The 10,091-nt window shown below is 70.7% G+C and carries 9 protein-coding genes and 1 pseudogene; 7 read left to right on the top strand and 3 right to left on the bottom strand.

Annotated elements, in window-relative coordinates; translation table 11 throughout:
* Window positions 1-258 precede the first annotated feature (258 nt).
* Window positions 259-1,497 (bottom strand): NupC/NupG family nucleoside CNT transporter, encoded by a 1,239-nt coding sequence (locus HUV01_RS07540; RefSeq protein WP_174297680.1) that lies wholly within the window; start codon window positions 1,495-1,497, stop codon window positions 259-261.
* A 295-nt stretch (window positions 1,498-1,792) separates the two neighbouring features.
* Between HUV01_RS07540 and HUV01_RS07535 the strand changes: the two genes are divergently transcribed.
* The 5 genes from HUV01_RS07535 (at window position 1,793) to HUV01_RS07515 (ending at window position 5,827) form a co-directional block, all read left to right on the top strand.
* Window positions 1,793-2,494 (top strand): queuosine precursor transporter, encoded by a 702-nt coding sequence (locus tag HUV01_RS07535; RefSeq protein WP_174297679.1) that lies wholly within the window; start codon window positions 1,793-1,795, stop codon window positions 2,492-2,494.
* A gap of 229 nt (window positions 2,495-2,723) precedes the next feature.
* The gene (argB, locus tag HUV01_RS07530; protein ID WP_174297678.1) at window positions 2,724-3,617 is read left to right on the top strand and encodes an acetylglutamate kinase; all 894 of its coding nucleotides are present in this window, start codon (window positions 2,724-2,726) and stop codon (window positions 3,615-3,617) included.
* A gap of 288 nt (window positions 3,618-3,905) precedes the next feature.
* Window positions 3,906-4,217 (top strand): YggT family protein, encoded by a 312-nt coding sequence (locus HUV01_RS07525; RefSeq protein WP_174297677.1) that lies wholly within the window; start codon window positions 3,906-3,908, stop codon window positions 4,215-4,217.
* 4 nt (window positions 4,218-4,221) lie between these two features.
* Window positions 4,222-5,130, top strand: coding sequence for a bifunctional methylenetetrahydrofolate dehydrogenase/methenyltetrahydrofolate cyclohydrolase FolD (gene folD / locus HUV01_RS07520; protein WP_174297676.1), 909 nt, complete (start codon window positions 4,222-4,224; stop codon window positions 5,128-5,130).
* 73 nt (window positions 5,131-5,203) lie between these two features.
* The gene (locus tag HUV01_RS07515; RefSeq protein WP_174297675.1) at window positions 5,204-5,827 is read left to right on the top strand and encodes a MarC family protein; all 624 of its coding nucleotides are present in this window, start codon (window positions 5,204-5,206) and stop codon (window positions 5,825-5,827) included.
* A gap of 90 nt (window positions 5,828-5,917) precedes the next feature.
* Here the strand turns inward: HUV01_RS07515 and HUV01_RS07510 are convergent, their stop codons facing one another.
* Window positions 5,918-7,681: an AcrB/AcrD/AcrF family protein gene (locus HUV01_RS07510; protein WP_174297682.1), complete on the bottom strand. Its 1,764-nt coding sequence runs from the start codon at window positions 7,679-7,681 to the stop codon at window positions 5,918-5,920.
* Between the two features lie 143 nt (window positions 7,682-7,824).
* On the opposite strand from HUV01_RS07510, the gene HUV01_RS07505 reads away from it, so the two are divergent.
* Window positions 7,825-8,250 (top strand): GtrA family protein, encoded by a 426-nt coding sequence (locus HUV01_RS07505; RefSeq protein WP_254606464.1) that lies wholly within the window; start codon window positions 7,825-7,827, stop codon window positions 8,248-8,250.
* 39 nt (window positions 8,251-8,289) lie between these two features.
* The gene (locus HUV01_RS07500) at window positions 8,290-9,018 is read left to right on the top strand and encodes a class I SAM-dependent methyltransferase (RefSeq protein ID WP_174297674.1); all 729 of its coding nucleotides are present in this window, start codon (window positions 8,290-8,292) and stop codon (window positions 9,016-9,018) included.
* Between the two features lie 3 nt (window positions 9,019-9,021).
* On the opposite strand, the pseudogene HUV01_RS07495 reads toward HUV01_RS07500, so the two are convergent.
* A pseudogene (locus HUV01_RS07495) lies at window positions 9,022-10,053 on the bottom strand (glycosyltransferase family 2 protein); the annotation flags it as partial.
* Window positions 10,054-10,091 lie beyond the last annotated feature (38 nt).

The raw sequence follows: 10,091 nt of genomic DNA, 5'->3' as shown, positions 1-10,091 counted from the left end.
GCCGTAGTAGTAGCGGTAGATGTGTGGGTAGAAGATGCCGTTACCGCCGTAGTAGCCGCCGCCGTTGTTCATGTTGCCGGAGATGGGCTGCTGCGCGCCGAAATCGGCGAGCGGACTGGGCGCGGCGGCTCGCGGCAGGCGAGCGGTTCGATCCGGACACGGCGGGGCTGATCGCGGTGAGCCGGGTGCTGGATGCGATCTACGCAGGTGGTCAGGTTCTCTGATCCGCTTACGCAGAAGGCGGTGCCGGCCCGCAGACTACGCCACCAGCAGCCCCGCCAGCGCCGCGCTCATCAGGTTCGCCAGGCTCCCCGCCGCCAGCGCGCGCAGCCCCAGCCGCGCGATCGTCGGCCGCTGGCCCGTCGCGAGCCCGCCCGTCACCGCCATCTGGATCGCGATGGACGAGAAATTGGCAAAGCCGCACAAGGCGAACGTCACCACCGCGACGGTGTGGGGCGACAGTATCGCCTTCGCGTCCTTCAGATAGCCGAATGCGACGAACTCGTTGATGACCACCTTGGTCCCGAACAGCCCGCCCGCCGTCCCCGCCTCGTCCCACGGCACGCCCAGCAGGAACATCACGGGCTGGAACACCCGCCCCAATATCGCCTGGAAGGTGAGCTCGGGGTGGCCGAACCAGCCGCCGATCCCGCCCAATATGCCGTTGGCGAGCGCGACCAGCGCGACGAACGCCAGCACCATCGCGCCCACCGCCACCGCCAGCCGGACGCCGGTCTGCGCGCCCTCCGCCGCCGCCATGATGACGTTGGCGGGCCGCTCCTCGCCGGACGGGATGTCGCCCTCCACCGCCGGTTCCCGGCCCCGGTCGGCGGGGTCGTCGGGCATGACCAGCTTGGCCATCAGGATGCCGCCCGGCGCCGACATGAAGCTGGCGGCGAGCAGATAGGGCAGAAGGTCGGTGCCGAGCATGGAAGCGTAGGCGGCGAGGATCGTGCCCGCGACCCCGGCCATGCCGACCGTCATCACGCAGAAGACCTGCGACGGCGTCAGCTCGGCGAGATAAGGCCGGATGACCAGCGGCGCCTCGCTCTGGCCGACGAAGATGTTGGCGGCCGCACCAAGCGATTCGACCTTGGAGATGCCGGTCACGTACTGGATGCCGCCGCCGATCCACTTGACGACAAACTGCATGATCTTGAGATAGTAAAGGATAGAGATCACCGCCGCGAAGAAGATGATGACCGGCAGCGCGGCGAGTGCGAAGCTGTGCCCACCCATGGCCGGGCTGGCGAGCGGGCCGAAGATGAAGTCGATCCCCGCTTGCGCATAGCCGAGCAGGTTCGCCACACCCGTCGCCATGCCGGCGATCAGCGCCTTGCCCGCCGGCACGTACAGGACGAGCGTCGCGATTCCCGCCTGCAGCGCGAACGCCGCGCCGACGATCCTTGGCCGGATCGCGCGCCGGTCCGTCGACAGCGCGACCGCGATCAGCAGGATGACGCCGATGCCGGCCAGGCCGATCAGGATGCGGTACATGTCGGCCGATACTCCCCGCCGCGTGACGGCGGCCCCGGAGATCGACTATGGCCGGGCGGGGAGGCGGCGGGCAAGCCCTCCCGCCTTTGTCGCCCTTTCGTCACTCCGGACTCGTTCCGGGGTCCAGCGTCGTCCAAGCATCGCGGCGGCGACGCGCGTACGACGCTGGGTACCGGAACAGGTCCGGCATGACGGAATGAACGTGGAACCGCCACCGAACGAGGCCGGCGTGGGAGCGAGGACAAGAGAGGCGTCCCCCGATTGACCCCCCGCCCAAACCCCGTAGCGTGCCGCCATGCTCGCCCCCACGCCTGTCGCCCATGATCGCCTCCATGCCGGCATCCCCCGCTCTCTGTTCGCGCTGGCGATCTTCTACGGCGGGATGGTGTGCATCGCCGGCGTGCTGGGCAACAAGCAGGTGGCGCTCGGGCCGCTGTCGGCGCTCGGGCCGCTCATCGGGCTGGGGCCGCTCGCGATCGAGGCGGGGATCTTCGCCTTCCTGCTGCTGGTGGTGGTGTCGAGCGCGGTGGCCGAGCTGCATGGGCGCGCGGTCGCCGACAAGCTGGTGCTGTACGGTTTCGTGCCGCTGCTCGTCTCGATCGCTCTGTCGCTCGTCGTCCTGTGGGTGCCCGCCGCACCCGATATGGTCCCGGATCGGCGCGACGCCTTCGCGCTGATGATGGGCGCGACCCCGCGCATCTGGGTGGGCGGCATCATCTCCTACGGCGTGTCGCAGACGCTGAACGTGCGCGTCTTCTCGTGGTTGAAGGGGCGGAGAGGGTCGGCGCTATTGTGGCTGCGCGCTGGGATCGCCAGCGTGGCGAGCCAGGTGATCGACACGCTGCTGTTCGTCACCATCGCGTTCCTGGGCGTGTTCCCGATCCGCGAGCTGCTGCTGGGGCAGATGATCGTCAAGGTGCTGCTGTCCGCGCTGCTGGTCCCGCCCGCGATCTATGCGGCGGTGGCGCTGGGTCGCCGGCTGGATGCGCGGGCGTAGCGTGGTCGATGCCCGTCGCCAGGCACTACGACAAACACGCACAAGGCTCCCGTAGGGATCGATGCGCGTCGCCGGGATGCTTCGCTATGACCGCACTTCCTGCGTCGCCGCCCCCGTACTGTCGACATTTCCTCCGAGGGGGATGCCTCGGGATCACCCCCGGGTGCACGCGAAGCAGGTGCGGCCTTTGTGACTTTACCCCGCCTGCGCCCCCGCTAAGGCCCGTTCCATGAGCCACGCCCCCGATCCTGCCCTCCTCGCCAAGGCCGAGACGCTGACGGAGGCGCTGCCGTATCTCCAGCGTTACGCCGGCAGCACGTTCGTCATCAAATACGGCGGCCATGCGATGGGCGATCCGGAAGCGGCGCGGGATTTCGCCGAGGACGTGGTGCTGCTGAAGGCGGTCGGCATCAACCCGGTGGTGGTCCACGGCGGCGGACCGCAGATCGGGCGGATGCTGAAGCGGCTGGGGGTCGAGTCGACCTTCGTCGGCGGCCTGCGCGTCACCGACAAGGAGACGGCCGAGATCGCCGAGATGGTCCTGGCGGGAAGCATCAACAAGGAGATCGTCGCCTGGATCGGCCAGGCCGGCGGGCGTGCGGTGGGCTTGTCGGGCAAGGACGCGGGGCTGGTCCGCGCCGAGAAGGTGACGGGACGCGAGGCCGATCCGCTCCAGGGGATCGAGCGGCATGTCGACCTGGGCTTCGTCGGAGAGCCGGTGGCGGTGGACCGGCGGATCGTCGACACGCTGTGCGACGCCGGCATCATCCCGGTGATCGCGCCGGTCGCCATCGGCGCGGACGGCCACACCTACAACGTCAACGCCGACACGATGGCGGGCGCGATCGCCGCCGCGCTGGGTGCCGCGCGGTTCTTCCTGCTGACCGACGTGGCGGGCGTTCTGAAGGATGGCGAGCTGCAGAGCAACCTGACGCCAGCCGCCATCCGTCGGCTGATGGACGACGGCGTCGTGACCGGCGGCATGATCCCCAAGCTGGAGACGTGCATGGCCGCAGTCGGGGCGGGCGTCGACGCGGCGGTGATCCTCGACGGGCGCGTGCCGCACGCCCTGCTGCTGGAAATCTTCACGCGGGCCGGGGTGGGCACGCTGGTACGCTGCTAGTCCCTCATTCCCTGTACGCAGGGAGGGAGGACTGCCCCCTGTTCTCCCACCACCCGATCCGCTAGAGCGAGTTTTGATCAGGTTGTATAATCGGCGCCGAGGTGATTTGGTCCGGTGCAAGGCGCGAGGGAGGGCGCGATGCCACCGCATCGTGACCGACCGGCAACGCCGCACCGGGCCGAAAGCGCCCTGCCGCGCAAGCGGGCGCCAGAAGGGCGATGACGATGGTGCAACGTGGTCGGAAAACCGCTCTAGGCATCCGGCGCCGCGCCACGAAGGATTGATCCCTTGTTCGTTCACACCATCATCGGCGTTCTGGAGATCATCCTCAACGCCGCGTCGTTCCTGATCCTCATCCAGGCGGTCCTGTCGATCCTGTTGGCGTTCAACATCGTCAACCGGTACGGCGGCTTCGTCGCGGGGATGGCGTCTAGTCTCGACCAGATCACGGCGCCAATGTATCGCCCGATCCGTCGCGTCGTCCCGGCGAGCGGGGGGGTGGACTGGTCTCCGTTCGTTGCGCTGATCGTGATCCGCATCCTGATGTACGTGCTGGGGAACATCGACATGTCGGTGCTGTCCGCAGGCATCGGGGGCTGATGCGATGACCGCCCGGATCATCGACGGCAAGGCGCATGCCGCCGCCCTGCGCGCCCGCGTCGCCACGGCGGTGGCGGGTTTCCGCGAGGCGGCCGGCCGCGCGCCGGGGCTGGCGGTCGTGCTGGTGGGAGAGGATCCGGCGTCGTCGGTGTACGTCCGCTCCAAGAACCGCGCGACCGCCGAGGCGGGCATGCGGGGGTTCGAGCACCGGCTGCCCGCCGACACGGGCGAGGCCGAGCTGCTCGCGCTGGTCGACCGGCTGAACGCCGATCCGGGCGTCGACGGCATCCTGGTCCAGTTGCCGCTGCCCCCGCATGTCGACGCGAGCGCGGTCATCACGCGGATCGACCCCGACAAGGACGTGGACGGCTTCCATCCCGTCAACGTCGGCCGGCTCGCGTCCGGGCTCCCGGGCTTCGTGCCGTGCACCCCGCTGGGCAGCCTGATGCTGCTGCGCGACGTGCGGCCGAAGCTCGCGGGTCTGGACGCGGTCGTGATCGGCCGGTCGGGGATCGTCGGCAAGCCGATGGCGCAGCTGCTGCTGGCGGAGAGCTGCACCGTCACGATCGCGCACAGCCGCACGCGCGACCTTGCGGCCTGCGTCCGGCGGGCGGACGTGGTCGTGGCCGCGGTGGGCGTGCCGGGGCTCGTGAGGGGCGACTGGATCAAGCCCGGCGCGACCGTCATCGATGTCGGCATCAACCGTACCGACAGGGAGGGCGGGGGCACGATGCTGGTCGGCGACGTCGACTTCGCGGGCGCCGTCGACGTCGCGGGCGCGATCACGCCGGTGCCGGGCGGGGTGGGGCCGATGACGATCGCCTGCCTGATGCGCAACGCCTATGTCTCCGCCTGCCGGCGCGACGGCGTGGCGGTCGACGGGAGGGTCGACGCGTCCGGGACGCCCGGATGACGGAGCCCCGGATGCCCCAACCCCGGATGCCCCAACCCCGGACGTTCGAGCCACCCACGACCGGCCCGCAGCCATGACCGAACTCTACGTCTCGTCGCTGATAACCTTCTTCGTCATCATCGATCCGCTGGGATGCGCGCCGATCTTCGCGGGGCTGACGACCGGGGCGGCGGCGGACCAGCGGCGGGCGATGGCGATCCGCGCGGTCGGCGTCGCGACGGTCATCCTCGTCGCGTTCGCGCTGTTCGGCGAGGGGCTGTTGAAGGGGCTTGGCATCCAGCTCGACAGCTTCAAGATCGCGGGCGGCATCATGCTGTTCCTGATCGCGCTGGAGATGGTGTTCGAGCGCCGGACCCAGCGCCGCGAGGACCGCGCGGCCAAGGTCGCGCACGATCCGGTCCAGGCGGAGGACGTGTCGATCTTTCCGATGGCGATGCCGATGATCGCCGGCCCGGGCTCGATCGCGTCGGTGATGCTGCTGGGCGCGCGCAACCCGGGGCTCTCCGCGCATCTGGTGGTGCTGGGCGCGATGGGGACGATCCTGCTGCTGACGATGGCGGCGCTGCTGGCGGCGGGGCCGATCATGCGGCTGCTGGGGGCGAAGATCGAAGCGGTCGTCACCCGGCTGCTCGGCGTGCTGCTGGCGGCGCTGGCGGTGCAGTTCGTGATCGACGGGGTGACCAGACAGCTTCGATAGCGCCAGCTCCGATAACGCCAGCTCCGACAAGGCCAGCTTCGACAGGCCCGGCTTTAACAGGCCCGGCTCGCCGCCGTCGCGGCGCCCCGATCAGTCGATGCGCCACACGCGCAACGGGTCGCCCCGCACGAGCGGCAGCTGCCGGAGCCAGCTGAAGCGCCGGCCATGCGCGAGCTGGTCGTAGAAGCCGCCGGGCGCCCGCGCGCGATAGTTGGTCGATTCGGCCATGTCCGGGCATACCAGCAGCAGCGTCGCGCCATGTCGGCGCATGATCGCCCGCGCCTCCGCCGGCGAGCGGGAAAAGGCGTGCTGCACATCGAGGATCGCCGGGCCGTTGCGGTGATAGGGGCCGGCGACCGCGTCATGGTGCGTGATCGTCACCAGCCGCGGCCCCAGGTCGATGAACGTGAACACCGTCTGCGCCGGATAGCGGTTCAGCGCCTCCAGCGCCGGGCGGGTCAGGCACAGCCCGGTCGCATGGTCCACCCGCCGGATGAACGCCTTGGGCCGGTCGATCGGCAGCCAGCGGACGATGAGCCCGGCGAACAGGCCGGAGACCAGCAGGAACGCCACGGCCGTTCCCAGCACGCGGACCGCGACGCTGGTGCGCCGCTGCACCCAGGGGATCAGCCACCAGGCGAGCGCGGTGACGCCCGGCACCGCCAGCAGCTGAGCCGCCGGGCCGGCCCGCGCCTGCCACAGCAGCATCAGGGCGGCGAAGGTGTCGAACAGCAGCACCGGCACCCAGGCGGTGCGCAGGGCGGCGCCGCGCGCGCGCCACGTCGCGAAGGCCGCGCCGATCACGCCCACGACCGGCAGCGCGACGATCGGGAAGGCGGCGCGGAACGGGTGCCTGTAGATCGGCTTCGCCTCGCGGACGTTGTTCAGCCAGTTGCGTTCGAGTTCGGGCGACACCTGTTCGGGCCGGCCGAGGCATTGCGGAAAGGCGTGAGCGAAGGCCGCCGCGACGATCGCCCCCGCCGCCACCGCCAGCGCCAGCCGCAGCGCGCGCGACGCGGGGTCCAGCCGGGCTAGAAGGAACAGGAAGCCGCCCGCCAGGATCATCGCCGTCAGCCACACGGGCGTCAGCGCGTCGCAGCGAAGGACGCTCGAGTCCCATCCCTGGAACCCCGCATAGCCGATCGCGCTGCCGGCCGAGAGAGTCAGCGCGTACACCTCCAGCCGGACCGCCTCCGCCCGGTCCCACACCCAGCGCAGGGCGAGGATGCCGCCGGCCATCGCCGCATAGGGCAGCATCTCCAGCCCGATCGTCAGGCTGGCCGCGCTGGCGATCCCCACCAGCGCGCCGCCGCGCCGCCGCGCCGGGTCGCAAAGCCCCGCGACCGTCAGGCTGAGCATCGCCAGCTGCCAGCCGTGATGGTCGATTCGCTCCGGCATGAACATCATCAGCGTCGCCGGGCAGCACATCAGGAACAGGATCGCCGCCGGCCATGCGACCGGCGACACCAGCCGGCGCACGGTGGCCCCGACCCCCAGCATCGCCAGCGACAGCGGCAGCAGCGGCGCGATCCCGCACGCCCACCGCTCCGCCCAGACCGGCCCGACGATCGGGCGCAGCGCGAGGATCAGCCCGGCGATCGGCAGGTCGACCAGCCGCGACCAGTGGATGTCGAAGCCGACGGGCGGGTTCAGCCGGTGGTTCCGCAGGTCGAACCACCGCTGACCGTTCAGCAGCGCGCGCACCTGCATCAGCCGCATGTTGTCGTCGGTGTCGCCAAGCGCGAGCCAGTAGATCGAGCCGTAGCGGCTCCACAGGATCGACACCGCGACCAGCGCCCAGGCGAGCAGCGTCAGCCGGACCCAGTGCCGCTCCGCCTCCTCGGCCAGGCTCATCGAACGGTACGGGCGAGGCGGACGGGCCGGCACCGGGAACACTTCCTTCACGCGACCACCCGCATTACACGCCCCCAGCCGCGCACCCGATGGGCCGGCGTCTTTCCGCTCCTATCGCGGATCAGGTGAAGGGCAAGTGACGGGTGACGGGGACCGGGCGACTGGCGGAGTGGCGGCGCGGCGGCCTGCTGGGCCAGCTGGTGCGGTTCGGCATCGCGGGCGGGCTGTCCAGCGTGGTCTATTCGCTCGTCTACCTGCCGCTCACCCGCTACGTCTTCACGGGCCGGACGGCGGTCGCGGCGGTGCCGTTCGCCTTTGCGGTGGCCGTGACGTGCGGCTTCTTCCTGCACAGCCGCTGGAGTTTCCGCGGTCATGGCGCGCGGCGGCCGGGCGCGGCGCAGCACGCGCGGTTCGTGGCGGTGCAGGGGTCGGGGCTGGCGCTCAACGGCGTCGTGACCTGGCTCGGCACGGCGGTGCTGCATTACCAGCCCTGGGTCCCGCTGGTCCCGGCCATCTTCCTCGCCGCGCTCGTCACCTTCGTTCTCAACCGACTGTGGGTGTTCGCGTGACGACCCGCCCCATGGAGCCTCGCTGATGGAGCCTCGCTGATGGACCGCATCGTCTACGACCGGATGGCGGCGCACGATTCGACGCACTGGTGGTATCGCGCGCGGCGCGACATCCTCGCCGACTATCTGACGCGCTACGCCGCGCTGCCCGCCGACGCGCGCATCCTGGAGATCGGCTGCGGCACCGGGCACAACCTGCCGATGCTGGCGCGGTTCGGGCGGGTGGAGGCGATCGAGATTGATCCGGCCGCGCGCGCGATCGCGGGCGAGCGGCTGGGCCGGCCGGTGGGCGACGCACCGCTGCCCGACCTGCCCGGCATCGAGCGCGGGGCCTACGACCTGATCGCGGTGCTCGACGTGGTGGAGCATATCGCCGACGACGTCGCCGCGCTGGCGGCGATGCGCGAGTGCCTGGCACCAGGCGGCAAGGTCCTGATCGCGGTGCCCGCCCATGCGTGGATGTGGAGCGCGCACGACGTGGTCAACCACCATCACCGCCGCTATTCGAAGCGCACGCTCGCCGCCGCGATCCGCGGGGCGGGGCTGAACCCTCGCAAGCTCGGCTATTTCAACTCGCTGCTGTTCCCGCTTGCCGCCGCCGCGCGGATCGCGGGCAAGCTGACCGGCCGCGAGGACAGCGACGACTCACCCCCGCCCGGCCCGGTCAACCGGCTGTTCGAGGGGATCTTCCGGCTGGAGCGTCACCTGGTCGGACGCGTGCCGATGACTCCGGGCGTCTCGATCGTGGCGCTGGCCGAGCCCGGCTGACGGCGCCTCCGCCTTGAACCCCAGCGTGGCCCGGCCCATCACCGGCCCGGCGACGTCCGCCACCAGGTACAGCGGCCGCCGTTTCGACTCGACGTACAGCCGGCCGAGATACTCGCCGATCATCCCCAGCACGAACATCTGGATCGCGCTCAGCACCACCACGACCAGCATCGTCGACGTCCAGCCCTGAACCGGATTGCCCGCGAAGAAGCCCCAGCCGATGTAGAACAGCAGCAGGATCGACGCGAAGGCGAGGATCACCGACGCATGGCTGGCGAGGCGGAGCGGCGCGGTCGAGAAGCCGGTGACGGCATCGAACGCCAGCCGCACCATCCTGCCGAGCGGGTAGCCGGTGTCGCCGGCGTGCCGTTCCGCCCGGTCGTAGGGAAAGGGCACCTGCCGGAAGCCGACCCAGGCGACCATCCCGCGGATGAACCGGGCCTGCTCGGGCAGCGACAGGAACGCATCCAGCGCCCGGCGGCTCATCAGCCGGAAGTCGCCGGTGTCGAGCGGGATCGGCGTGTCGGTGACGCGGTCGAGCACGCGGTAGAAGCCGGCGGCGGTCAGCTTCTTGAACAGCGTCTCGCCCTCGCGCCGGCGGCGCACGGCATAGACGACGTCGGCCTGCTGCTCGTCCATCGCCGCGCGCATCCCCGCGAGCAGTTCGGGCGGGTCCTGCAGGTCGGCGTCGATGATGAGGACCTGGTCGCCCGCGCACAGGTCCAGCCCCGCGGTCAGCGCGAGCTGGTGGCCGTGGTTGCGCGACAGGTTGATCGCCACCACCCGCGGGTCGGCCGCGGCCAGCCGCTGCATCGCCGGCCAGCTTTCGTCCCTCGAACCGTCGTTGACGAGGACGATCTCATGGTCGTCCCCCACCGCCGCCCGCGCCGCCGCCGACACGCGCGCATGCAGCACGTCGAGGCACGCGGCCTCGTTGTAGCAGGGGACGACGATCGAGAGCGCGGGCGGACGCGCGAGGGGTCGGGCGGTCGGGCGGTCGTTCGGGCGGGCGTTCGGTCGGTCGGGGCGGGTCATGGCGCGCGATCCTAACGGCCCCCGCGCGCCGCGTCACC

The sequence above is a fragment of the Sphingomonas bacterium genome (genome assembly GCF_903643035.1).
GTDB lineage: Bacteria > Pseudomonadota > Alphaproteobacteria > Sphingomonadales > Sphingomonadaceae > Sphingomonas.
The sequence above is the reverse complement of the archived record's forward strand: the minus strand, read 5'-3'. Positions and strand labels throughout refer to the sequence as shown.

Bases quoted from the DNA above. Each gene is read 5' to 3' on its own strand.
- HUV01_RS07540 (WP_174297680.1), bottom strand. From the start codon at position 1,497: ATGTACCGCATCCTGATCGGCCTGGCCGGCATCGGCGTCATCCTGCTG.
- HUV01_RS07535 (WP_174297679.1), top strand. From the start codon at position 1,793: ATGCTCGCCCCCACGCCTGTCGCCCATGATCGCCTCCATGCCGGCATC.
- argB (WP_174297678.1), top strand. From the start codon at position 2,724: ATGAGCCACGCCCCCGATCCTGCCCTCCTCGCCAAGGCCGAGACGCTG.
- folD (WP_174297676.1), top strand. From the start codon at position 4,222: ATGACCGCCCGGATCATCGACGGCAAGGCGCATGCCGCCGCCCTGCGC.
- HUV01_RS07515 (WP_174297675.1), top strand. From the start codon at position 5,204: ATGACCGAACTCTACGTCTCGTCGCTGATAACCTTCTTCGTCATCATC.
- HUV01_RS07510 (WP_174297682.1), bottom strand. From the start codon at position 7,681: ATGAGCCTGGCCGAGGAGGCGGAGCGGCACTGGGTCCGGCTGACGCTG.
- HUV01_RS07500 (WP_174297674.1), top strand. From the start codon at position 8,290: ATGGACCGCATCGTCTACGACCGGATGGCGGCGCACGATTCGACGCAC.